Annotated in this window: 23 protein-coding genes and 1 pseudogene; 18 read left to right on the plus strand and 6 right to left on the minus strand. The window is 61.4% G+C overall.

What is annotated here, in order from left to right; translation table 11 throughout:
• Window positions 1-9: 9 nt before the first annotated feature.
• Window positions 10-1491, plus strand: coding sequence for an NADH-quinone oxidoreductase subunit NuoN (gene nuoN, locus BSY238_RS15870; RefSeq protein ID WP_069040000.1), 1482 nt, complete (start codon window positions 10-12; stop codon window positions 1489-1491).
• A complete protein-coding gene (locus BSY238_RS15875) occupies window positions 1491-2039 on the plus strand; it encodes an NUDIX domain-containing protein (RefSeq protein ID WP_069040001.1) in 549 nt (182 codons plus the stop codon). Before nuoN ends, BSY238_RS15875 begins: the two co-directional genes overlap by 1 nt.
• A gap of 2 nt (window positions 2040-2041) precedes the next feature.
• On the opposite strand, the gene folK is transcribed toward BSY238_RS15875, so the two are convergent.
• Window positions 2042-2590, minus strand: a complete 549-nt coding sequence (gene folK / locus BSY238_RS15880) for a 2-amino-4-hydroxy-6-hydroxymethyldihydropteridine diphosphokinase (RefSeq protein WP_069040002.1) — start codon at window positions 2588-2590, stop codon at window positions 2042-2044.
• A 163-nt stretch (window positions 2591-2753) separates the two neighbouring features.
• The gene (gene smpB, locus BSY238_RS15885) at window positions 2754-3200 is read right to left on the minus strand and encodes an SsrA-binding protein SmpB (protein WP_069040003.1); all 447 of its coding nucleotides are present in this window, start codon (window positions 3198-3200) and stop codon (window positions 2754-2756) included.
• Between the two features lie 102 nt (window positions 3201-3302).
• Here smpB and BSY238_RS15890 point away from each other — a divergent pair, with 102 nt between their 5' ends.
• Window positions 3303-3743, plus strand: a complete 441-nt coding sequence (locus tag BSY238_RS15890) for a type II toxin-antitoxin system RatA family toxin (protein ID WP_069040004.1) — start codon at window positions 3303-3305, stop codon at window positions 3741-3743.
• Window position 3744: 1 nt separating this feature from the next.
• Window positions 3745-4080, plus strand: a complete 336-nt coding sequence (locus BSY238_RS15895) for an RnfH family protein (protein WP_069040005.1) — start codon at window positions 3745-3747, stop codon at window positions 4078-4080.
• Window positions 4081-4114: 34 nt separating this feature from the next.
• Here BSY238_RS15895 and BSY238_RS15900 read toward each other — a convergent pair whose 3' ends face one another.
• On the minus strand, window positions 4115-4555 hold the full coding sequence (locus BSY238_RS15900; RefSeq protein WP_069040006.1) for a DUF4124 domain-containing protein: 441 nt from the start codon (window positions 4553-4555) through the stop codon (window positions 4115-4117).
• Between the two features lie 116 nt (window positions 4556-4671).
• Here BSY238_RS15900 and guaB point away from each other — a divergent pair, with 116 nt between their 5' ends.
• Both guaB and guaA read left to right on the plus strand, forming a co-directional pair.
• On the plus strand, window positions 4672-6132 hold the full coding sequence (gene guaB, locus BSY238_RS15905) for an IMP dehydrogenase (RefSeq protein WP_069040007.1): 1461 nt from the start codon (window positions 4672-4674) through the stop codon (window positions 6130-6132).
• Window positions 6133-6258: 126 nt separating this feature from the next.
• Window positions 6259-7863: a glutamine-hydrolyzing GMP synthase gene (guaA, locus tag BSY238_RS15910; RefSeq protein WP_069040008.1), complete on the plus strand. Its 1605-nt coding sequence runs from the start codon at window positions 6259-6261 to the stop codon at window positions 7861-7863.
• Window positions 7864-7887: 24 nt separating this feature from the next.
• On the opposite strand, the gene BSY238_RS18450 is transcribed toward guaA, so the two are convergent.
• Complete coding sequence (locus BSY238_RS18450) at window positions 7888-8106, minus strand: hypothetical protein (protein WP_150123959.1); 219 nt, start codon at window positions 8104-8106, stop codon at window positions 7888-7890.
• Between the two features lie 299 nt (window positions 8107-8405).
• Here BSY238_RS18450 and BSY238_RS18840 point away from each other — a divergent pair, with 299 nt between their 5' ends.
• Window positions 8406-8864, plus strand: coding sequence for a tyrosine-type recombinase/integrase (locus BSY238_RS18840; protein WP_223300169.1), 459 nt, complete (start codon window positions 8406-8408; stop codon window positions 8862-8864).
• Window positions 8865-9098: 234 nt separating this feature from the next.
• Here BSY238_RS18840 and BSY238_RS15920 read toward each other — a convergent pair.
• Window positions 9099-10628 (minus strand): annotated as a pseudogene (locus BSY238_RS15920) (IS3 family transposase).
• A gap of 85 nt (window positions 10629-10713) precedes the next feature.
• Here BSY238_RS15920 and BSY238_RS15925 point away from each other — a divergent pair.
• From BSY238_RS15925 to BSY238_RS15970, 11 genes are all read left to right on the plus strand, one after another.
• Window positions 10714-10944 (plus strand): hypothetical protein, encoded by a 231-nt coding sequence (locus BSY238_RS15925; protein WP_223300170.1) that lies wholly within the window; start codon window positions 10714-10716, stop codon window positions 10942-10944.
• A gap of 306 nt (window positions 10945-11250) precedes the next feature.
• Window positions 11251-12474: an ABC-three component system protein gene (locus tag BSY238_RS15930; protein ID WP_069040010.1), complete on the plus strand. Its 1224-nt coding sequence runs from the start codon at window positions 11251-11253 to the stop codon at window positions 12472-12474.
• A complete protein-coding gene (locus BSY238_RS15935; protein ID WP_069040011.1) occupies window positions 12471-12959 on the plus strand; it encodes a three component ABC system middle component in 489 nt (162 codons plus the stop codon). Before BSY238_RS15930 ends, BSY238_RS15935 begins: the two co-directional genes overlap by 4 nt.
• Entirely contained in the window at window positions 12956-14917 is a 1962-nt protein-coding gene (locus BSY238_RS15940) for a DUF3732 domain-containing protein (RefSeq protein ID WP_069040012.1), read from the plus strand. The genes BSY238_RS15935 and BSY238_RS15940 overlap by 4 nt, the downstream gene beginning before the upstream one ends.
• Window positions 14918-14936: 19 nt before the next feature.
• Window positions 14937-15746, plus strand: a complete 810-nt coding sequence (locus BSY238_RS15945) for an abortive infection family protein (RefSeq protein WP_069040013.1) — start codon at window positions 14937-14939, stop codon at window positions 15744-15746.
• Between the two features lie 709 nt (window positions 15747-16455).
• Entirely contained in the window at window positions 16456-17553 is a 1098-nt protein-coding gene (locus tag BSY238_RS15950; protein WP_069040014.1) for a hypothetical protein, read from the plus strand.
• The gene (locus BSY238_RS15955) at window positions 17553-18449 is read left to right on the plus strand and encodes a hypothetical protein (RefSeq protein ID WP_069040015.1); all 897 of its coding nucleotides are present in this window, start codon (window positions 17553-17555) and stop codon (window positions 18447-18449) included. Before BSY238_RS15950 ends, BSY238_RS15955 begins: the two co-directional genes overlap by 1 nt.
• A 36-nt stretch (window positions 18450-18485) precedes the next feature.
• Window positions 18486-18704, plus strand: coding sequence for a hypothetical protein (locus tag BSY238_RS18195; protein WP_083224074.1), 219 nt, complete (start codon window positions 18486-18488; stop codon window positions 18702-18704).
• Window positions 18705-18789: 85 nt separating this feature from the next.
• The gene (locus BSY238_RS15960; RefSeq protein ID WP_069040016.1) at window positions 18790-19611 is read left to right on the plus strand and encodes a type IV toxin-antitoxin system AbiEi family antitoxin domain-containing protein; all 822 of its coding nucleotides are present in this window, start codon (window positions 18790-18792) and stop codon (window positions 19609-19611) included.
• 34 nt (window positions 19612-19645) lie between these two features.
• On the plus strand, window positions 19646-20158 hold the full coding sequence (locus BSY238_RS15965) for a nucleotidyl transferase AbiEii/AbiGii toxin family protein (RefSeq protein ID WP_236952601.1): 513 nt from the start codon (window positions 19646-19648) through the stop codon (window positions 20156-20158).
• Window positions 20159-20198: 40 nt separating this feature from the next.
• On the plus strand, window positions 20199-20981 hold the full coding sequence (locus BSY238_RS15970) for a 3-hydroxybutyrate dehydrogenase (RefSeq protein ID WP_069040017.1): 783 nt from the start codon (window positions 20199-20201) through the stop codon (window positions 20979-20981).
• Between the two features lie 99 nt (window positions 20982-21080).
• On the opposite strand, the gene BSY238_RS15975 is transcribed toward BSY238_RS15970, so the two are convergent.
• Window positions 21081-22082 (minus strand): PEP-CTERM sorting domain-containing protein, encoded by a 1002-nt coding sequence (locus BSY238_RS15975; RefSeq protein WP_069040018.1) that lies wholly within the window; start codon window positions 22080-22082, stop codon window positions 21081-21083.
• Window positions 22083-22436: the final 354 nt, after the last annotated feature.

Raw genomic sequence — 22436 nt, forward strand, 5'->3', positions numbered from 1 at the left:
ACACACAGAATGAACTTCCCACTGCCTGACCTCTATCCCGCATCGGCCGAAATCTTCGTGCTGGTGATGGCCTGCGTCGTGTTGCTCGCCGACCTGTTCAAGTCCGAGCGCCAGAACTGGCTGCCCTACATCCTCACGCTGAGCACACTGGTCGGCGCCTTCGTCATCCAGGTCGCGACGGCCGGAGCGGACACGACGCTGACCTTCAGCGGCATGTTCGTCGACGATCGGCTGTCCGACGTGCTGAAGAGCTGCCTGTATCTGACGGTGTTCGCAGTCGTCATCTACAGCCGCGGTTACCTCGAAGTGCGCGGCATGGAACGCGGCGAGTACTACCTGCTCGTGCTGTTCGCCACGCTGGGCATGCAGGTGATGATTTCCGCCAATCACTTCCTGACGCTCTATCTCGGCCTCGAACTGCTGTCGCTCGCGCTGTATGCGCTGGTGGCGCTTGATCGAGACTCGGCGCGTTCGACCGAAGCGGCGATGAAGTACTTCGTGCTCGGTGCGCTGTCTTCGGGCCTGCTGCTCTACGGCATGTCGATGGTGTATGGCGCGACCGGCACGCTCGAGATATCGGCCATCGCGCGCAAGCTGTCCGACCCGACCACCAATATGGAAGTGCTGCGCTTCGGCCTCGTGTTCCTGGTCGCCGGCCTCGCGTTCAAGATCGGCGCCGTGCCGTTCCACATGTGGATTCCCGACGTCTATCACGGTGCGCCGACGCCGATCACGCTGCTGATCGGTTCGGCGCCCAAGCTGGCCGGTTTCGCGATGGCGATCCGCCTGCTGGTCGACGGACTGCCGACGCTGGCCGATGAATGGCAGCAGATGCTGATGCTGCTGGCGGTGCTGTCGATCGCGCTCGGCAACATCGTCGCCATCGCACAGACCAATCTGAAGCGCATGCTGGCCTATTCGACCATTTCGCACATGGGCTTCATGCTGCTCGGTCTGGTCAGCGGCGTCATCGAGCTGCGCGCGTCCGGCGACATCCATCTTTCGTACGCCTTCGGCAGCGCGATGTTCTACACCATCGCCTATGTGCTGATGAGCGCCGCCGCCTTCGGCGTGCTGCTGCTGCTGACCCGTGCCGGGGTCGAAGCCGAGGAACTGGACGACCTGAAGGGGCTGAACAAGCGCAGCCCGTGGTTCGCCGCGGTGATGATGATGGTCATGTTCTCGATGGCCGGCATCCCGTTCTTCATCGGCTTCTTCGCCAAGCTGGCCGTGCTGCAGGCGGTCGTCGCAGCGGGTTATCTGTACGTCGCCGTGTTCGCGGTGATGATGTCGCTGATCGGTGCCTATTTCTATCTGCGCGTCGTCAAGCTGATGTACTTCGATGCGCCGCAGGATGAAGCACCCATCGTGGCATCGACCGAAATGCGCGCGCTGCTGTCGGTCAATGCACTCGCGATCGCGCTGATCGGCCTGATGCCGCAGTCCCTGCTTTCGCTGTGTGCCTCCGCACTGGGGCAGACGCTGAAGTAATGAAGGATCCCCTGATCGAAACCACGGTGGACAGTCGTCAGGTGTACGACGGCGTGCTGCTCAAGGTTTATCAGGATCAGGTGGCGCTGCCGGATGGCACGCAGGCGGTGCGCGAATACATCCGCCACCCCGGGGCGGTGGTGATCATCGCGGTGCTGCCGGACGGCAACATGCTGTTCGAGCGCCAGTTCCGCTACGGCCCGCGCTGCACCTTCATCGAATTTCCCGCCGGCAAGATCGATCCGGGCGAGCCGCCCGAGCAGACGGCTGTGCGCGAACTGCGCGAGGAAACCGGTTACGAAGCCGACGAATGGTCGCATCTGGGCACGATGCATCCGTGCATCGGCTACTCGGACGAACGGATAGAAATCTTCCTCGCGCGTGGTCTGCGCCATGTCGGCGCCAATCTTGACGCAGGCGAGTTTCTGGAAGTGATTCCGCTGTCGCTGGAAGCCGCGATGTCGGCTGTCTGGCGCGGCGAACTGACGGATGCCAAGACGCTGTCGGCCCTGATCTGGGCCCAGCGGGTGTTCAGGCAGGGGTTCTGAGGTCAGAAACCCTGAGCGGCGGTCGGCACCACGCTGCCGACGGCAAGCCGCACCATCATCGCATCGGCAATGCGCGATATCGGCTGATCCTGGCAGTGCGCCAGAAACGCACTTGCCGGACCCAGTCCCGGAATCTCCAGCTCGGGTGACACTTCCAGCAGCGGCAGCAGTACGAAGGCACGCAGGTGCGCGCGCGGATGCGGCACGTTCAGCGTGTCGGTGCTGATCTGCCGGTCGTCGTACAGCAGTACGTCCAGATCGAGGGTGCGCGGCGCGTTCAGGAACTCACGCACGCGACCGTGCGTGCGTTCGATGCCGAGCAGTGCATCCAGCAGCGCCTGTGGTTCGAGTGTCGTGCGCACACGCGCAATGGCGTTGATGAAGTCGGGCTGGTTGTCGTAGCCGATCGGCGCCGTGCGGTACAGCGACGAACGACGCTCCAGCGTGATGCCGGGGGTGGCGGCGATTTCATCGAAGGCGGCCAGCACCTGCGCTTCCGGATCGGCGAGATTGCTGCCCAGACCGATGTGGGCAATGCTGTCGCGGCTCATGGCGTGTTCTTTTCAGGTTCAACGTATCGACGGACTTTAGCACCGCTGCGTGCTGCAGCCCGGCTGGCTCACCCGCGGCGACACCAGGCTGCTCCGGCGCCGGGGCGCTGAAGCCGGCGTGCGGATCAGCCTGCCACCGAACAGGCGCACCGCCGCCGTGGTGTCACACGCGCGAGCGCATCAGGCGCGCCTTTTCTCGCTCCCAGTCGCGTTCCTTCTCGGTTTCGCGCTTGTCGAACTGCTTCTTGCCCTTGGCCAGCCCGATTTCCAGCTTGATGCGGCCGCGGGTGTAGTGCAGGTTCAGCGGCACCAGCGTGTAGCCGGCGCGCTCGACCAGGCCGATCAGCTTGCTGATCTGTTCGGCGTGCAGCAACAGCTTGCGGCTGCGCGTCGCGTCCGGATGGATGTGGGTCGACGCAGACAGCAGTGGCGATACATGCATGCCGATCACGAACACCTCTTCGCCCTTCAGCACGACATAGGCTTCCTTCAGCTGCGTGCGGCCGGCGCGGATGGCCTTGACCTCCCAGCCTTCCAGCACCAGTCCGGCCTCGAAGCGTTCTTCGATGAAGTAGTCGTGAAACGCTTTCTTGTTTTCGGCGATGCTCATGTCGGGTAACCGGTGACCGGGGAATCTGCTGCAGTGGCTTGAACGAGAGGCTGCGCGAGAGGACGCCGCACAGCTAGAATTGCGATTTTACCTTCTGAAGACATGGCCGAAGTCCGAAAAACCGTGCTCATCGAGCGCAGCGCGGAACAGATGTTCAGGCTGGTCGACGGTGTCGAGCATTACCCCGAGTTCCTGCCCTGGTGCGGCGGCAGTGAAGTCATCGAACGCACCGATACGCTGACGCGTGCGCGCATCGACATCAACTACCACGGCGTGAAGGCGCATTTCGCGACCGCCAACGCCAAGATCTTCCCGCACAGCATGACCATACGGCTGGTCGAAGGGCCCTTCAAGTCGCTCGACGGCACCTGGGCCTTCACGCAGCTGGGCGATGCGGCATGCAAGATCGAATTCAACCTGCGTTACGAGTTTTCCAGTCGCCTGATCGAAAAGGTGGTCGGCCCGGTGTTCAGTCATATCGCCAATACGTTCGTCGAGGCTTTCGTGAAGCAGGCGGACCGCATCTACGGAAAGGTGGCCTGACGTGAGTGCAAGCATCCGCGTCCAGGTCATTTACGCCTTGCCCGAGCGGCAGGACCTCGTGACCATCGAATTGCCCGAAGGGGCCACTGCCGTGCAGGCGGTCGAAGCGTCCGGCCTGCTGCAGAAGTATCCGGACATCGATCTCGCGCGCAACAAGCTGGGGGTGTTCGCGAAGCTGGTCAAGCCGGATCAGTTGCTGCGCGATCGTGACCGGGTGGAAATCTACCGCGCGCTGATCGCCGATCCGAAGGAAGTGCGCCGTCAGCGCGCAGCCGAAGGCAAGGTGCTGAAGAAGGGCGGTGGCGAGCGGGGTGGCGAGGCAGAGCCGGCTGCCTGAGCGCCGCCTCCGGCACGCCGCATGACCTGTACCGCTACCTGCACCACTCCGACACCGACTGCTGTGCTTCGGCGGTTTCCGTCGCCCGCGTCGCGTCGTCGATGAATTCGCGTTCGCCCTGCGCGTTGTAGCGCACGATGCGCTGACCGGATTGCAGCGCCGCCAGCTTGTTGCGGGCGCGCGTGCAGTTGGCGTCGGCCTTTTCCTTCTCTGCTCTTTCCTTGGCCGCCTTGGATTCCTCTGCCGCGGCGGCTTCGCGTCGCTGCTGGAAGCCCTGCAGCTTTTCCTGCAGGTTGCCGTTGGACGTGTCGGCTGAGGGAGGTGCGACCTTCACGTCCTTGCGGATCGCGTTCGCACCCGGCGGCGGGCTGTCCGAAAACACCGGATTGCCTTTTGCATCCTTGTATTGATAGACCTGTGCAGTCGCGAGCAGCGGAAAGCACGTCAGGGCGATCAGGACTAGTCGGAAATACACGTCAGAAACTCCTGCCCGGAATGAGTGAAGGCAATGCGGTGATCGCCGCAGGCGCCTGCTGCAGCCAGCTGCGTCGAGCGGCGTATAATACGTTTTTGACAGATTGGAAAGTAGTCATGCGTGTTATCCAGAAGGCGCTGACCTTCGATGATGTGCTGCTCGTGCCGGCACATTCGAGTGTTCTGCCACGCGATGTAAGCCTCAGTACCCGTATTTCCCGCAACATCCACGTCAATCTCCCCCTGCTGTCGGCCGCGATGGACACCGTCAGCGAAGCGCGTCTTGCGATCGCGCTGGCACAGGAAGGCGGCCTCGGCATCATTCACAAGAACATGACGGCCAAAATGCAGGCGGCTGAAGTGTCGAAGGTGAAACGGTTCGAAGCCGGCGTGCTGAAGGATCCGATCACCATCTCTCCGGACATGACGGTTCGCGAGCTGCTCGGGTTGACACGCAGTCACCGCATTTCCGGTTTTCCGGTGCTCGACGGCCCGCGTGTGGTGGGCATCGTGACCAACCGCGACCTGCGTTTCGAAACCAATCTCGACCAGCCGGTGGCGCGCATCATGACGCCGCGCGAACGCCTGATCTTCGTGCATGAAGGCGCTTCGCTCGACGAAGCGCGCACGCTGATGCACCGCAACCGCCTCGAACGCGTGCTGGTGCTGGGCGAAAACGACACGCTGCGCGGCCTGATCACGGTCAAGGACATGCTGAAGTCGACCGAACACCCGCTGGCCGCCAAAGACCCGCATGGCCGGCTGCGCGTCGGCGCGGCCATCGGCGTCGGCGAAGGCACCGAAGAGCGCGCTGCGGCGCTGGCCGAAGCCGGCGTTGACGTGATCGTCGTCGATACGGCGCACGGTCACTCGCAGGGCGTGCTCGACCGCGTGCGCTGGGTCAAGCGCACCTTTCCGCATCTGGACGTGATCGGCGGCAACATCGCCACAGCCGACGCGGCTCGCGCGCTGGTCGACGCGGGGGCCGACGGCGTCAAGGTCGGCATCGGCCCAGGCTCGATCTGCACCACGCGCATCGTCGCCGGTGTCGGCGTGCCGCAGATCACCGCGATCGACAACGTGGCGACCGCGCTGGCGTCGACCGATGTACCGATGATCGCCGATGGCGGCATCCGCTACTCCGGCGATATTTCGAAAGCCATCGCCGCCGGCGCCAACGCAGTCATGCTGGGCGGGCTGCTGGCCGGCACCGAAGAGGCACCGGGCGAAATCGAACTGTTCCAGGGCCGCTCGTACAAGTCCTACCGTGGCATGGGTTCGCTGGGCGCGATGCAGCAGGGTGCAGCCGACCGCTACTTCCAGGATCCGGCGTCGAACGCCGACAAGCTGGTGCCCGAAGGCGTCGAAGGCCGTGTGCCCTACAAGGGCCCGGTGGTCAATGTGATCACCCAGCTGATGGGCGGTCTGCGCGCGTCGATGGGCTATTGCGGCTGCTCGACGGTTGACCAGATGCGCAGCACCGCGCAGTTCGTCGAAATCACGTCGGCCGGCATCCGCGAGTCGCATGTGCACGACGTGCAGATCACCAAGGAAGCGCCGAACTATCACGTTGAATAGATGCAAGTTTCAAGATGCAAGTCGCAAGATGCGCCTTGCAAACTGAGTCGTGCCATTTCCCGGCGGGTCGCGTGACCTGCCGTTTTTTCTTCAATCTTGTCACTTGAATCTTGCATCTGGTCTGAAATGCACAACAAGATCCTCATCCTCGATTTCGGCTCCCAGGTCACCCAGCTCATCGCGCGCCGTGTGCGCGAAGCGCATGTCTATTGTGAAATCCACCCGGCCGATGTCAGCGACGACTTCGTGCGCGGCTTCGGTGCGCAGGGCGTCATCCTGTCCGGCAGCCACATGTCGGCCTATGAGGAAGAGACCGACCGCGCGCCGCAGGCGGTTTTCGAGCTGGGCGTGCCGGTGCTGGGCATCTGCTACGGCATGCAGACCATGGCGCAGCAGCTGGGCGGGCGGGTCGAGGCGGGCACGGTGCGCGAATTCGGCTACGCCGAGGTGCGCGCGCGCGGCCACACGAAGTTGCTCGACGGCATCGAGGATTTCCGCACCGAGCAGGGCCACGGCATGCTCAAGGTGTGGATGAGCCACGGCGACAAGGTGACCGAGTTGCCGCCCGGCTTCAAGCTGATGGCGTCCACCGACAGCTGCCCGATCGCCGGCATGGCCGACGAAGACCGCCGTTTCTATGGCGTGCAGTTCCACCCCGAAGTGACGCACACGGCGCGCGGCGCCGACATCCTGCGCAAGTTCGTCATCGACGTCTGCGGCTGCGCCGCCGACTGGATCATGGGCGACTACATCGAAGAGGCGGTCGCGCGCATCCGCGAACAGGTCGGCGACGAAGAAGTCATCCTGGGCCTGTCCGGCGGCGTCGATTCATCGGTCGCGGCGGCGCTGATCCACCGCGCGATCGGCGACCAGCTCACCTGCGTATTCGTCGATCACGGCCTGCTGCGCCTCAATGAAGGCCAGATGGTGATGGACATGTTCGTCGGCCGGCTGCACGCACGGGTGATCCACGTCGATGCGTCCGACCAGTTCCTCGGTCACCTGAAGGGCGTCAGCGATCCGGAAGCCAAGCGCAAGATCATCGGCCGCGAATTCGTCGAAGTGTTCAAGGCCGAGGCGGCGAAGCTGAAGGCGGGCGGCGACGGACACAAAGGCGCGTCCTTCCTCGCCCAGGGCACCATCTACCCGGACGTGATCGAGTCCGGCGGCGCCAAGAGCAAGAAGGCGACCGTGATCAAGTCGCACCACAACGTCGGCGGCCTGCCGGAAAAGCTCGGCCTCAAGCTGCTCGAGCCGCTGCGCGAACTGTTCAAGGACGAAGTGCGCGAACTGGGCGTGGCCCTCGGCTTGCCGCGCGACATGGTGTATCGCCACCCCTTCCCCGGCCCGGGCCTGGGTGTACGCATACTCGGCGAAATCCACCGCGAGTACGCCGACCTGCTGCGCCGCGCCGACGCCATCTTCATCGAAGAACTGCGCAACACCATCGACCCGGCCAGCGGCAAGAGCTGGTACGACCTCACCAGCCAGGCCTTCGCGGTGTTCCTGCCGGTGAAGTCGGTCGGCGTCATGGGCGACGGCCGCACCTACGAGTGGGTCGTCGCGCTGCGCGCCGTGCAGACGCAGGACTTCATGACCGCCCACTGGGCCGAGCTGCCGCACAGCCTGCTCGGCCGCACCAGCAACCGCATCATCAACGAGGTGCGCGGCATCAATCGGGTGGTGTACGACATTTCGGGCAAGCCGCCGGCGACGATTGAGTGGGAGTGAATTGACGTTTTCTGGGGACTATCGTCAACTATCGCCGGCCAGCACCTCACTCAGGTTGGCGGTAGAACTGACGGTCGGATGAAGAATCTCCCGTTTACTATCGAGACCAAACAGGTCTTCGACGGTATGTATCTCCTCTGAAAAGCCTGTTTCATGCGGCTTTCCAGCCATAAGCAGGTCTCCTGGCACTTGACGGAAAAAGCCGTCAGGAACAGGGGGAAAAACCTCGATGCTTACCGACATCGCGTTACGCGACCTCAATCCTAAGTCATTGACTTGCTAGGATTCCGACTGAGATGGCATGTGCGAGTCGGTATCGCCCGTCGGTACCGTCGCCTTCCGTTACGATTGTCGTCTCAATGGCCGGCAGGAAACTCTGACCATCGGCCGTTAAGGGAAAGCGGGCATCTCGCTGGCCTCGGCACGTGAAAAATTGGGCGACGCCAAGAAGGCCGGCGCCCAAGGCAAGTCCCCGGCGCACGAGAAACAACGCGAGCATCGCCGGTTGACGGCTGCAAGAACTTCGGCTGAATGACCGCCCGATGGCTTGCCAGCGAAAAAATGGGCGACATACGCGCGCGACGCGCAAGAGAACCCTCGATCGGGAAATCCTGCCGGCGTTCAAGAACCGGCTGCTCAACGATACCGGCGCCGATGACCTCCCCGCCTTGCGTGGCAAGGGAAAGGCGCTTGGCGCACCTGCCACCGTCTTGCATGTCCGCGACATCGTGAAGCAGATCGATGCCTTCGCTATCCTGCGGGGCGAGGAGGAGGACAACCCGGCTGACGGCATTGGCGCGGCTCCCATCGAGACCTTCGTGCTCAAGGAACGGGGGATGTCACCGATGGAGATCCGCTTGTTGTATCGGCAGATGGAGTCGGTGGTGATATATCCGACCATCCGCCTGGCGTTGCGCATGATCGTGCTGACGCTGGTGCGCAAGAGCGTACTGATCGAAGCGACTTGGTGGACCGAGGTTGATTTCGAGAACGTGACCTAGACGATTTCGGAGTCACGGGTGAAGGGGCGCAAGGTGATGCGTTCAGGGAAGTCGGATGGACTAGCAATGGCCATCCTCTTGTGCCGACCGCACGCAAGCGAAGCGCGCAGGCCCGAAGCTGGAAGCCGGGCCGAAGGCGTCAGCCGAGCGGAGCGAGGGAACGATGGAAGCCCGAAGGGGGCGAGACGCCAGGACCGCAGGGCAGGGGGGGGTGCGGACGAATTCTTGGACGGATTAAGCCGCGATCCCCAGGCTCCTGCGGTACCCGACGGGGCTAAGGCCGCCGAGTGAAATCTTGATCCGCGCTTCGTTGTACCAACGGATGTAGGCGTCCAAGGCCACAACGAACTCGTTGATGGTCGTCGATAATCAATCGCGCTGGAAGAACATTTCGGTCTTCATACGACCGAAGAAGCCCTCGCATGCGGCGTTGTCTGGCGAGCCCCCCCTTTCTCGACATCGAGCGAACCAGCTTCGCCTCAGCGATCCGGCTCAGCCAGCCTGGCCACCGATAGTGGCCGCCACGATCGGAATGCACCAGAGGGCGATCGTCGCTGGCAGCAACCTTTCGATGGCGGCGTCCAGCATCGTGTTGACCAATTCGGCGTCCGGTCGCGTGCCGATGGACCAACTGACGACCATGCCATCGAAGCAATCGATGATTGGCGACAGATACACCTTGCCCGCCGGGATCTGGAACTCGGTGATGTCGGTCAGCCACTTCTCGTTCGGTGCACCGGCGCTGAAGTCGCGGTTGAGCAGGTTCTCGGGTGCCGGACTGATCTCGCCCATGTACGAGCCGTATCGACGACGCTTGCTCGTCGCGGCAACCAGGCACTCGTGCTTCATCAGGCGCCGCACGACCTTCTCCGAGATGTTGACGGACTGAACGCTCAAGGAGGCCTTGATACGCCGGTATCCGTAGCAGCGGTAGTTGCGCTCGAAGATGTCCGTCATGGACTGACGTACCTCGGCGTACTTGTCGGCCACCTGGAGGCGGGCCCGATGGTAGAAGTAGGAGCTGCGTGGCAAGCCTACTTCGCAGAGCAGTTCAGACAGCGTGTAGGCCTGTTTCAAGGCATCAACCAGCTGCGTCTTCTCCCGATTCGTCAGGTGCTGCAGGTCGATGCCCAGTTCTTTTTTTAGGAGTTCGTTCGCCTTCTTCAGCACGTCCTTCTCGAACTGCAGGCGCCTGATGTCTCGCTGAAGCGTCTCAAGCTGCTGTTGCAGTTCGGTGCGATCAGAATCTGCCGGGGCTTCTTGCTGGTGCTTCATGGGTGCGGATGCTTCGTGGCCGAGTAACTGATTCGCCCACTTGTACAGTGATCCCCGAGACACGCCTAGATCATCAGCCACAGCCTGTGCGCTTGCTGGTCGCATACACAAGGCGATGACAACGGACTGCTTCGCTTCAGGCGTCAGCGCCGGGGATCGACCAACGGCGCGCGTGCGACTGTGCGGATGCATTTCTTGGAGCCATGCAGAGAGCAACGACCTCGAGGGATAGCCCAGCGCCTTAATCGTGGCCGCGATGCAGCCGCCGTGCTCCAGGTAGTGCTCGACGGCTCGCTCCTTGTGCGCCTGCGAGTATCTCGGCGGGCGAACGTAGCCGGCGGGCAAGTCGAGTCGCTGCTCGTACTCGCGATACCAGCTCTTGAGCGCGTTCTTCGTCGGGTAGCCGAGCTGATGAATGGTCAAGCCGACCCGCTTGCCCAGCTTGATGTAGAGCTGCACGGCCCGAAGCCGGTCCTCGTATGAATACATGAACTACCCTCCAAGGTAGTCCAAGAATTCGTCCGCCCCCCCAGTGGGTCAATTCTGGGTGGTCGTCAATAGTGTTCTGAGTCAGATGGGAACACTCGTGGTGCATCGCCTCACAAATGATCGGGACCGCGAGGTTGTCGAACGCGCATGCGGCGAAATCGACCGATCGGCATCTTCGTTTCTGCCCAATCTGAAGCCCGGAGAGGCTGCGATCATCGGCGCCGATTTCCCCATCCCGTTGACCATTCAAGTCTTCCCGCCGAGCGCGAAGCCTCTTTCTGACGGCCCCAACTACCAGACCCACTGGAAGGTTTAGTTCTATTGGCGCTGCATCGCGATGAAAGCCCGGCAGCCCCCGAGCCCGACGGCGCGCCGCTCGGGTACACAGTTCGGCTCCGTCAAATTCAATTGTCTGTGCCCGAGCTGATGCGCCTGGGGACCGAAAAATCTTTTTGTTACTATTCTTCAGGGGTCGCCGCAGGGCATGCGGCGTAAGGGGACAAGGCCCCAGTCAGTGACAGCTCAGCGAGACATCACGGATGTGTCGATGGCTGGCTTACCCTCTTAGAGAAAGTGCCACCGGCAGTTCAATTGACAGAAAAATCGACATGGGGACTTGAGTATGGCCGAGGCTTCCGCCGATCAATACGCCGCGGGCGAGCAAGGCTTGGGATACATCTATCAGCCTCGCTTCGGTCTGCTGAAGCTTTTGCAACTGCCGGAAAGTACGTCGATCCTGATTGAAAAGGACGATGACCTTGACTTCATCGACAAGGATGGTGTCAAGACCCTGGCCTCTCTCAAGCACAAAGGGGTCGGCGATCGCCTGACGGACCTGTCCACGGATTTCTGGAAGTCCGTCCGTATCTGGCTGGTCCGCTACAACCGCGATGGACGTAGCGAGGCCAGCCTTCGCTTCTTTTTGTTTTCGACCGGCACTGTTTCAAGCACGTCCTTCTTGCAGCGCTTCCTGTTGGAAGCGCCTTCGGAAAGCAGCGAGGCTACGTCGCTGTCAAAAATCGCGTCCGATGTCCTTGCCAAGACCGAATCGAAACTCATCAGTTCAATCGCCGAAGAGTTTCACAAGCTCAACGACGACGAGCAAGAAGATTTTCTCTCGCGCATCGTGATCTTTGATGGCGGACCTCGCATCGAGGATGTGCCATCAATCATCAAAGACCAGCACATGCGAAGCATCCAACGTGACAACCGAGATGCCATCTTTGAGCGTCTCGAAGGTTGGTGGAATGACACCATCGTCAATCTGCTGGTCGGAAAGCGCACCGAGCCAATCTTCGGCTACGAGGTCTCAGACAAGCTTTCCTCATTTGCCGAGGAGTACAAATCAGACAACCTCCCGATCACATTCAGAGGGAAGGTGCCGGCTGGAGAAATCGACGCAGACAACGATCCACGGCTTTTCGTTGTGCAACTGCGAGAAATTGGTGTTGCCTCCAACCGCATCCGCAACGCTATCCTCGATTACTACCGGGCTTTCGAGCAGCGATCTTCCTGGGCTCGCGAGAGCCTCCTGATTTCGGGGGAAATGGAAGAGTACGAAGACCGCCTTGTCGATGAATGGAGCCGCTATCGGGACGTGGTGTTCGAAGAACTCGATGAAGAAAGCGCCGATGCGGTTCTTCTGGACGCAGGCAAAGCACTGTATCGCTGGGTTGACCTGGAGAGTGGCAACAGCAGCAGCCTTCGCATCAGGGAGCGCGTGACGGAACCCTACGTGGTCCGTGGAGGATTTCATATTCTTGCAAACAGCCGGCCGCTTCCAAGGGTGTACTGGCATCCCCGCTTCCTTGATCGTGTCCGTCAGGTGTTGGGAGCTGTGGAATGAAACGATGGGATCAACGGCCATTCGAAGTCAGAAATCTTTTCAATCCCGCCTTCTGTGGCCTTGTGTTGTTCAGAGCATTGCTGGGCTATGAGGAAGAGAACCCAGATGGCATGCCATTTTCTCTCGCACTGCTCGTGTTACCGCTGTGTCTGCAGAAAGACGCTCGTCAAGTGATCGCGGGAAACTCTCGCAGCTATCTGCTGAAAATCGTCGAGAAGAATCCTCAGCTACTGGTCGGCTTCGCCGCGCGGACCAGCGACATGTTGCCATTCGCACTGGAGGCTTTCGGCTTGCTGATGGAGCGGGGATGTTTTGTCGTATCGCAGGATGGCCGGTTGAAGACCGTACCGGGCCGGGTTCGAAAGTCGGTGACAGGGACTGACGAATCGGTTTCCTGCCAGCGTGTGGCACGCATCGTTGGAAAAGAATTTGCCCGCATCGCAGACCGCGTGACGGTGTACACGACCTTTGGAATACGCCCATGAAGATCAAGTCGATTCATATCTACAGCCACGACGGCCAGCGTCGAGATCTTCAGTTCAAGGTGGATGGCCTGAACGTCATCACCGGGCGCTCCTCCACCGGAAAATCAGCACTCTCTGAGATTGTTGAATACTGCATGGGGCGCTCGACCTTCAATGTCCCCGAAGGCATCATTCGCGACAAAGTGGCTTGGTTCGCTGTGATCTATCAGTTCCCCCAGGAACAGGTTTTGATCGCGAAGCCCACGCCAACAGCTGGTGGGACGAGTTGTAGCACCGCCATGCAGCGACGGGGAAGTCAGCTGGCAGCCCCTGATTTCAAGGATCTGGTGGTCAATACCGATGACGATGCGGTGGTTGCACTGCTGTCACGGTTGCTCGGCATTCCTGAAAATCGAACCGATGTCGCGATTGAGCATAGCCGAGAGAGCTATGACGCGAACGTCAAACACACCTACTACTACCTCTTCCAGAAGCAAGGCATTGTCGCGAACAAGGATCAGCTTTTCTATCGCCAGAATGAAGGGTTTCAGCCACAGGCAATCCGCGACACGTTGCCGATACTTCTTGGCATTTCTTCCAGTGATCGGTACGAACTGGAAGTCAAGCTGCGCGCTGCCCAGCGGGAACTGAAGCTCAACGCCAAGCTACTGGAGCAAGCCCGCGACGACATAGACACGTCCCAGCAAAAGGGCATCGGTCTTTTCTCGGAGGCCAAGACAGTCGGCATCATTGGGCTGGAGAACCAACAGGCGGGGGCTGATGGTGTGATCGACGCCTTGCGTACTGCCTTGGAATGGAAGCCAGCCTCGATTCCCGAGGACGACGGTCACCGAATTTCTCGGCTCGAAGAGGAGATCGGCCAGCTACGCAAGGATCGACGCGAGGTTCAGTCCAAGATTGATGCCGCTCGCCAGTTTTCGAAGCAGGCCGGCGGTTTTGAGAGCGAGGCGCTCGAGCAGAAAGATCGGCTCGCTTCCATCAAAGCTCTTCCCAAAAACCCTGAGACGGGTGAATGGCAATGGCCATTCTGCGAAGCGAATTTGGCCTTGGAGTCTCCTGTCGCGAAAATGCTTCTCAACGAACTGACGACGCTCGATGAGGAGATGAGCATCGTGGCCGGGCAACGCCCCAAGCTGGAGGCTTACCTGGCCGAACAGGATGACAAGGTGCGAGAAGTCGTAGACGCGATCAAGAGCAAGGAAGCCGAACTATCAGCGGCGATCGCCGCGAATGAAGTGATTGCGCAAATGGGGACGCGCAACAATGCGGCTGCACGGGTTGTTGGTCGCGTTAGCCTGTTTCTAGAGAACCTCGTCCCCAATGCGGAGCTTGCCTCGCGTGAGGCAGAGCAGCGCCGCCTTAAGTTCAAGGTCGAAGAACTGGAGAAAAAAGTTGGCGCCGACGACAGCCATGACCGACTGATTTCCATCTTGAACAACATCTCGGCGCAGGTGTCACGCTACATCCAGACCTTCGAAGCGGAGTTCAGTGCCTTCCCCGCACGGCTCGATCTCAACCATCTCACCATCGTCTTTGATCGTCCAGATCGTCCGGTACCGATGAGTCGAACCGGCGGCGGTGAGAATCATCTGGCATATCACCTCTCGGCATTGTTGGCTCTGCATCTCTTCGCCGCGGAGAATAACTGCCCGATTCCTCAGTTTCTGCTCATTGACCAGCCAACCCAGGTTTATTTCCCGTCGGAGAAGGTCTATCAGGAAGCAGATGGGTCTGTTCAGAAAACGGAAGCGGACGCCGATCTGGCGGCGGTGCGCCGATTATTCGAACTGTTGCTGAAATTCACGCAGGATGACGTGCCTGGCTTTCAACTCATCGTGACCGAACACGCGAACCTTCGAGATCAATGGTTCCAGGATGCTTTGGTTGAGCAGCCTTGGACGAAGCCTCCAGCACTGGTACCGGAAGACTGGCCTTTGCTGCCACGGTCATCGTCGTGACCAGAAGTAGGGAAGAGGCATGACGACCAAGATTCCGAACTCCGTCATTGGTGCCGTTTCGTCTGTTCTCGCCGAGCACTACTACAGCCACTCGACACTGAACTCCCTGTTTATGGAGAGTGGTGCTCCGGGAGGCGTGCCCGAAGGAAACTGCGAAACGAAGTGCAGCAGTTGGCTTCGACGCTGCAACGATGATCCCACCGCCGATCCCATGCGAGTGCTTGGCCAGGTCATCCAGAAGTTCATGGACCTGGAGCCCAACGACTGGGATCAGAAGATTGGCCCCGGCCAGGAGCGCATCCGAGCCAGCTTGGCCAAGAACCAGTTGACCTATCAGATGAACGGGTTCATCACTCTGGGAGGGGCGAGCCCGGCTGCAAAGTCACTCGCAGATTTTTTCAAGGCGGGCGACTTTTCGTCCATCGAAGCAGAGTTCGAACGTGCCATCTCCCAAGTTGATCGCGATCCGCACGCGGCGATCACGGCATCCAGTGCCATCATTGAAGCGCTGTGCAAGACCTACATCGAGACGCGCCAGTTGGACATGCCAACCGTTCAGACCATCGGCCCGCTTTGGAAAGTGGTGCAGCAGCATCTTGGCCTGAACATTGATCGCACCCTGCAAGATGACCAAAAAAGAATCTTGCAAGGCCTTGCTTCCATCGTCGATGGCGTTGGCGCTTACAGGACTCACATTGGGTCGGCACATGGACGCGGCGTCGAGCCGCCCAGAATCGTGGCGTCTGAGGCGCGTTTGGCTGTCTATGCATCGCACACCGTCGTGATTTTCGTGATGGAGCGCTGGCTCGGCGCGATTCGGAGGGTTTGAACGGCCAGCGGCACAGGGCAATGGATTAGGCGGACGCCATGTGAGCAGCTGGTGCCGTCGACGTCAACAGAGGATCTGGTTCAAGGGCAGTTGATCGCGTTACCTGAGTTACCTGGGTCTCGCTGGCGCCACACGCGAGATTCGAGCAGAAAATGACACCTAGTAATGACAAGCTGCGACGTTCTTCGGTATCTTTTGGCTGGATTGATGATGAAGTCAAAAACGTCGCTTCCCCGCAAATCGCTCCATCTCCCGCGCCAGCAAAAGATCTGCGTTCCTGACGGTAAAAGCGACGGTACAGACCCATGTTGATCACAGCCAAGTCCTTTAACCATGCGGGCTTGGACGGCCTGTTGATGATGGAATGGGAGTGACGTGCGCCTGTATCAGACCTTCACGACTCGGTAAGTAGAAGGGAACAGCAAGCTAGCCCACCCGCCACGCTCCGTTGCCGGATTGGCAAGCGCAGCGCGGGCTCGCGCGAAGGCGTCAGCGATGGGAGCCGAAGGGGCGAGACGCCATGGGCGGTTCGATGCGCAGCACGACAGCGCGACCCGGCCATGCCGGGTGACGCTTGGGGAAGTCCAGGCGCTTCGACATGGTCTCGTAGAGCAGCAGCGCTTTATTCACTGCGCAGTAAATATTGTCGAAACGCCGAATGTTCACTAAAATCGGCTTATTTACTGCACAGTAAACAACCGCTAGACCCATGATGCTCGAGTCTTCTCTGACCGAACGGCAGCTGATCACGCAGTTCCTCGACGCCCTCCGAGAGCTGCCGGAGGTGCATGCAGACCTGGATCATTTGGAGCCTATCGGTTCGACCGCCGATCGCAGGCATGACGCGCAGATCGACCTGCAGGTAGCGGGCAAGTCCTTCATCCTGCTGGTGGAGGCCAAGAAGGCTGTGTATCCGCGAGACGTTCGGCAGATGATCTGGCAGCTCCGAGAGGCCAGCTACGGCCGGCTCAGGGGGCACGGCAAGGAACCACTGTCACTACTGGTCGCCGAGTCCATCTCCCCCGGCGCCAAGGAACTGCTCAGAGATGAGCACGTCGGGTACTACGACAGCGGCGGCAGCATGTATTTGCCTGCGCCGGGGGCCTACTTCTACATCGACAAGCCTCCGCCAAAGACCCTCGCAAAGTCGGTTCGGTCCCTGTTTTCCGGGCGACGCGCGCAAGTGCTTCACGCCGTGCTGGCCCAACATCAGGACTGGTTCGGCGTAAAGGAACTGGCCCAACGGGCAATGGTGTCACCTGCCACAGCCTCCCAGGTGCTGACGGAGCTTGAGCGTTTCGACTGGCTGGTGTCGCGCGGGCAAGGGCCGAGCAAGGAACGCCATCTTCGCGAGCCCGCAGCTCTGCTGGATGCTTGGGTGAAGCAACTCGCATCGATCCGCCCCGCGAACCTTCGTCGCTATTACGTGCCGGGCACTAAAGCGGACCAGTTGCTGGAGCGGGTCGGCGAAGTCTTCGACGCCCATGAAGCCGGATACGCGATCAGTCACGAAGCCGCGGCACAGCGCTATTCCCCATTCCTCTCCGGCGTTTCCCAGGTGCGCGCCCGGCTGCTGAGCGGCTCCAACGCCGATGCGGCCATGGGTGAACTGGGCGCACGTGTGGTCGACGAAGGCGCCAACCTGGCCATCATCGAAGCTAAGTCGCCCGGCGACTTGCTCTTTCGCGAACGAGTCGGCGGCATATGGCTGGCCAGCCCGGTACAGGTCTATCTCGATCTGCTGCGCGGTGAAGGCCGCTCCAAGGAAATGGCCGAGCACCTACGCAAGGAAAGGATCGGCTTCTGATGGCCAAACCCGCAACGCTCGACGGCTACAGCGACCGGTACACGCTCGATTGCGAACGCGTCCTCGTGACGTTGCTGCGCGGACTGGGGCCGTGGAAGGACTCGGTCTACCTGGTCGGCGGCCTCACCCCGAGGTACCTGGTCGCCGCTCGACCGCCCGCAGTCCCAGCGCATGCGGGCACCCTCGATGTCGACATCGTGATCGACCTGCAGATCCTCGCTGACACCGAGGCGTATCACACGCTAGAGGACAACCTCAAGAAGATGGGCTTCGAGCGCGCCGAAAATGACGCCGGTAAGAAGCTCTCCTGGCGTTGGCAAGCTCGCACCGAACACGGTGCACTTATGGTGTTGGAGTTGCTCGCAGATGCACCTGATATCGCCGGCGGCAAGGTGCAGCCGCTGCCGACCGAGGGCACGATCTCGGCGTTAAACATCCCGCATTCGTCGATCGTCTTTGACCTCCATCAGGTCACCGAGATCCAGGCCGAACTGCTTGGCGGCAACGGCGTGGCAACCGAGAAGGTCAAGCACGCCAACCTGGTCAGTTTTACGTGCTTGAAGTCGTTTGCGTTCGATCAGCGCTTCGAGCGCAAGGATGCGCATGACCTGATCTATTGCATCGAGCACGCACCCGAAGGGTTGGACGCGGCAGCCGCGGCTTTTCGTCAGGAGGTTGCAGGCAAACACAGTGCCGTGGTCGAAGCCTCGCTGGCGACCCTGCGCAGCCGCTTCGCGGGCGACGAAAAGACCGAGGGCTATCGAAAGGACGGCCCAGTATCGGTAGCCAAGTTCGAGCTGGGTGAGGACGATGAGCCGGAGCAGCGTGAGGCGAGGGCGTTGCGGCAGCGGCAGGCGAGCGATTTGATTGAGCAACTCCTTGCTCGAATCGGATAAACGATCAAGTAGAAGAACGCATAAGAGGAGTAGCCCATGACAGTCAGCATCCACAATCCCGATCAATACATGGCCAGTCTGCGGCAGATCATTGCCCAGGGGCGGAAACGGATTGGCTTGCTGGTCGGAGCGGGTGAACCAGCCGGCATCTTCCCGCCCGGCAGCGACAAGCTGAATCGCCCCGTTTTTCGCGGAGCCCGTCGGGTTAAGTCAGGCCTCCACCGATACGCCGCGTGTGGTTTATTGTCGTTTTAAAAAGATCACTATGAGTGATCATTTTTACTAGTGACCAAACCTTCAGGCATTGGCGAAAGTTCACTAAGCCTGTATTTTGAGCACCATGAGTGATCAAAAGTCAGGAAAATTGAACCGCCTGCTGGCTGAACTGAGCGACACGCGCCTGATATCGAGTCGCTGGCTGCGGGCGCATGGCTACTCCAACAGCCTCGTCGCGCGCTATGTGGGCAGCGGCTGGCTGGTGTCGCCGGTACGCGGCGTCTACCTGCGCAAGGGCGGCCACCTGCAGTGGGAGGGTGTGGTGCGCAGCTTGCAGGTCGGTGAGGAGATGCCGCTGCATGTCGGCGGCCGCTTCGCGCTGAGCCTGCAGGGGCATGAGCACTACCTGCGTCTGGGCGATGCCGGAACAATCACGCTGTATGGGCCGGAGCGGCCACCGGGTTGGCTTGGCAAGCTGCCGTTGGCGCAGCGTTTCGAATTCCTGGGCAAGGGGGCGTTCGATCTGCCGCTGGTGTCGTTCGCAGCGCAAGTGTCCGAGGAGGCGCTGTCCGGGCAGGGGCTGGCGTGGCATCAGGCCGCACCGGGCACCGGCGCGCTCGTCTGCTCTACGCCCGAGCGCGCCATGCTGGAGCTGTGCGATGGCATCGCGGATGCAACGTCGGTCTACGAGGCCGATGCGCTGATGCAGGCCATGACTACGCTGCGGCCGCAGCGGGTTGGTCTGCTGCTGCGTCACTGCCGCAGCATCAAGGCCAAACGGGTTTTCCTGGCGCTGGCCGAGCGCCATCGGCATGCGTGGCTGCCGCATGTGCCGCTGGAGGGCGTCGATCTGGGCCGGGGAAAGCGCGCGCTGGTGCCTGGCGGTCGCCTGCATCCGACCTACCACATCACCTTGCCGGGAGATCTCGATGAGCACCTGGCTTGATCGGTGGGACCGGCGCTATAACGACCGGGTCCGGTTGCTGGTCGAAATCCTTCCGGTGCTGGCACAGGAGCCGCGATTCGCGCTCAAGGGCGGTACGGCCATCAATCTGTTCGAGCACGACCTGCCGCGGTTGTCGGTAGATATTGATCTGGCCTGGTTGCCGGTGAATGACTATGTCGAAGACGCAATGCTGATCGCCGAAGCGCTCGGGCGGCTGGCCGACAGTCTGCGCGCTCGGCCCCTGCAATTGCAGGTGCAGTTGTCAGCAGGCGAGGGTGCAGGCGTCACGCGCCTGGTGGCCAGTCGCGGTCGTGCGCGTGTGCAGATCGAGACAACGCCGGTCATGCGCGGTTCGGTGCATCCCGTGCGTAACATGGTGGTGCGTCCCAGGGCGCGATTTCGCATCGGAGACCAAGACATGGATTGCAGGATGATGGCCTTGTGCCGACCGGCACAGGGTGATCGGACAGGCCAGCGTGAAGCTCAGGCCTCCTACTTACTTGTATCCCAGAAGGCACGCGCCAGCGTAGCCTCAAGTGTCGCCTGACCGGCGCACGTTTCTTTCACTTCACCGGGACACCCACGCCATGCTTAAGGACAAGACCGCACTCGTTACCGGCTCCACTTCGGGCATCGGCCTGGGCATCGCTCACGGCCTGGCTGCGCAGGGCGCCAACGTGATTCTCCATGGCTTCGGCGATCCGGCCGCGATGGACCGTCTGAAGGACGAATTCGCCGAGCGTTACGGCGTCCGGGTCCGCTACGACGGTGCGGACATGCGCTGGCCCGAAGCGATCGAGGCCATGATGGCCGGGGCGCTGGCGGAGTTCGGCTGCATCGATCTGCTGATCAACAATGCGGGTGTTCAGCATGTGGCGCCGGTGGATGAGTTTCCGGTCGAACAGTGGGATGCCATTCTCGCGATCAACCTGACGGCCGTCTTCCACACCACGCGGCTTGCATTGCCGGCCATGAAGAGCCGGGGTTTCGGCCGCATCGTCAACATCGCCTCCGCGCATGCGCTGGTGGCCAGTCCTTACAAGTCGGCCTACGTCGCGGCCAAGCACGGCGTGGCCGGGCTCACCAAGTCGGTGGCGCTCGAAGTGGCCGAAGCAGGCATCACCGTCAATGCGGTCGCCCCGGGCTACGTGCGGACCCCGCTGATCGACGCGCAGATCCCGGACACCGCCAAGGCTCGCGGCATCAGCGTCGAGGCGGTCGTCCGCGACGTGCTGCTGGCGGTACAGCCGACCAAGAAGTTCGTGACGGTCGAGCAGGTCGCTGCGCTGACGTGCTTCCTGTGCAGCGACGATGCCGCCTCGATCACCGGCGCTGTGCTTCCCGTGGATGGCGGCTGGACGGCGCATTGAGCGCTCGGCGGGCGCGCTGACCCGGTGACGCCAGCGTAGAAAGCGTTCGTTGCCGATCGATGCGCAATGCAGACCCGGCCTGTGTGCGGCGACTCCGGTTCAGCGATGGCCCGGGCTCAAGGAGCGCCGTGACCGCGTGCGCAGCGCGCCCGCACTCCACAGCGTCATCAGTCCCGCCAGCAGCATCGCCCAGGTGCCCGGCTCCGGGATCGGCGCCGTGACGGCGGGGTTGGTCAGCAGGCCGGCGTCGCCGGTCAGCGCATAGCCCTGCGGCAGCAGGATGCTCAGCGTGCCGGTATTGAAGCCGTCGACCGCGCCCCACGACTGGCTGTAATCGAGCGGTCCGCTGACCGGAATCAGCGGCTCGGGCGAAACCTGGGTGAACAGGTTGGCGATCAGCTGGAAGTTCTGGCCCGGAAGGAGGCTCATCGTCAGTCGCAGTTCGCCTGCGACGTTGTCCATGGCCTGGCTGCCGACCGTGTAGCTCGCGCCGTCGTAATCCTCGACCACCTGCACGAAGCCGGGCTCGAAGTAGCGCTTGACGGTGCTGCCGGACACGTTGACCGCCTCGGCATCGAGCAGGTCGGTGCGGAAATCCATCGCTGCGGCGTATTCGACATTGGTGAATGCCACCGTCGAAGAGGGCAGGGCGACGGTCAGCGTCGCCCCCAGCAGGTGAAACACATTGCCGCTGTAGGTGTGAAAGGCGCCGTCGAAGTTGAACACGAAGGTCACATCGACCGCGCCCCCCGCTACATCGCCGACCACCGCTGCCGTCGTTTGCACCTGACCGAGGGCATTGCCGATCAGGGCATCCGGAATGCCCGGCACACCGCGCGAATCGACTTCGCTGAATACGCGGATGACACCGTCGCTGTCATTGGCCTGGGACTTCGACACGATGGTGACCCCGCCTGCGGACATGAATGGCGTGCCGTCGAGATTGAGCGACTGCAGTCCGCTGCCGAGCACCGTCTGGACCGTGCCGGGCGCCGTGTCAGGGCCGCGCTGCACCAGCGTTGCGGCACTGGCGGAAAACGGGATGACGGCCAGCGCGATCAGCAGGCCGGTCAGATGCAGGGAGGGGCGTCGGGAAACCATTGGAAAGCTCCTTTTGTTTGATCCATGCGGGGGCAGAAACCTGGCTTGGGCGCGGCAGTCATGCATCTGCGGGCGACGTCCGCCCTGCAGCAAGATGTGCGCCAGGCGTGCCGGCCAGCCATGGTTTTCAATGCTTTGCGTACGAGGGAATTTGTAATGCCGTCAAGCAGGCGGTCCGCTGTAAAGCGTTCCGACACCCCGCGCACCGGTCGGCCCGGCCCGGCTCGTGCAGGGCACTGCCATGCTGTCGTGTCGGGCAATCGTTTTCTGTAAAAAAGGAAAACTACGGGTTTCCCGGCGGATTTCGGGTTGCGTACCGGCGCCATCGCGGTGCAAGCTAGCCAGCCTGTCACA

Source organism: Methyloversatilis sp. RAC08 (assembly GCF_001713355.1).
In the GTDB taxonomy this organism is placed as follows: domain Bacteria; phylum Pseudomonadota; class Gammaproteobacteria; order Burkholderiales; family Rhodocyclaceae; genus Methyloversatilis.

Bases quoted from the DNA above. Each gene is read 5' to 3' on its own strand.
- BSY238_RS15975 (WP_069040018.1), bottom strand. From the start codon at position 22,082: ATGGTTTCCCGACGCCCCTCCCTGCATCTGACCGGCCTGCTGATCGCG.
- guaA (WP_069040008.1), top strand. From the start codon at position 6,259: ATGCACAACAAGATCCTCATCCTCGATTTCGGCTCCCAGGTCACCCAG.
- BSY238_RS15955 (WP_069040015.1), top strand. From the start codon at position 17,553: ATGGCCAAACCCGCAACGCTCGACGGCTACAGCGACCGGTACACGCTC.
- guaB (WP_069040007.1), top strand. From the start codon at position 4,672: ATGCGTGTTATCCAGAAGGCGCTGACCTTCGATGATGTGCTGCTCGTG.
- BSY238_RS15945 (WP_069040013.1), top strand. From the start codon at position 14,937: ATGACGACCAAGATTCCGAACTCCGTCATTGGTGCCGTTTCGTCTGTT.
- smpB (WP_069040003.1), bottom strand. From the start codon at position 3,200: ATGAGCATCGCCGAAAACAAGAAAGCGTTTCACGACTACTTCATCGAA.
- nuoN (WP_069040000.1), top strand. From the start codon at position 10: ATGAACTTCCCACTGCCTGACCTCTATCCCGCATCGGCCGAAATCTTC.
- folK (WP_069040002.1), bottom strand. From the start codon at position 2,590: ATGAGCCGCGACAGCATTGCCCACATCGGTCTGGGCAGCAATCTCGCC.
- BSY238_RS18195 (WP_083224074.1), top strand. From the start codon at position 18,486: ATGACAGTCAGCATCCACAATCCCGATCAATACATGGCCAGTCTGCGG.
- BSY238_RS15875 (WP_069040001.1), top strand. From the start codon at position 1,491: ATGAAGGATCCCCTGATCGAAACCACGGTGGACAGTCGTCAGGTGTAC.
- BSY238_RS15935 (WP_069040011.1), top strand. From the start codon at position 12,471: ATGAAACGATGGGATCAACGGCCATTCGAAGTCAGAAATCTTTTCAAT.
- BSY238_RS18840 (WP_223300169.1), top strand. From the start codon at position 8,406: ATGGCTTGCCAGCGAAAAAATGGGCGACATACGCGCGCGACGCGCAAG.
- BSY238_RS15930 (WP_069040010.1), top strand. From the start codon at position 11,251: ATGGCCGAGGCTTCCGCCGATCAATACGCCGCGGGCGAGCAAGGCTTG.
- BSY238_RS15940 (WP_069040012.1), top strand. From the start codon at position 12,956: ATGAAGATCAAGTCGATTCATATCTACAGCCACGACGGCCAGCGTCGA.
- BSY238_RS18450 (WP_150123959.1), bottom strand. From the start codon at position 8,106: ATGTCGGTAAGCATCGAGGTTTTTCCCCCTGTTCCTGACGGCTTTTTC.
- BSY238_RS15970 (WP_069040017.1), top strand. From the start codon at position 20,199: ATGCTTAAGGACAAGACCGCACTCGTTACCGGCTCCACTTCGGGCATC.
- BSY238_RS15925 (WP_223300170.1), top strand. From the start codon at position 10,714: ATGGGAACACTCGTGGTGCATCGCCTCACAAATGATCGGGACCGCGAG.
- BSY238_RS15950 (WP_069040014.1), top strand. From the start codon at position 16,456: ATGATGCTCGAGTCTTCTCTGACCGAACGGCAGCTGATCACGCAGTTC.
- BSY238_RS15960 (WP_069040016.1), top strand. From the start codon at position 18,790: ATGAGTGATCAAAAGTCAGGAAAATTGAACCGCCTGCTGGCTGAACTG.
- BSY238_RS15890 (WP_069040004.1), top strand. From the start codon at position 3,303: ATGGCCGAAGTCCGAAAAACCGTGCTCATCGAGCGCAGCGCGGAACAG.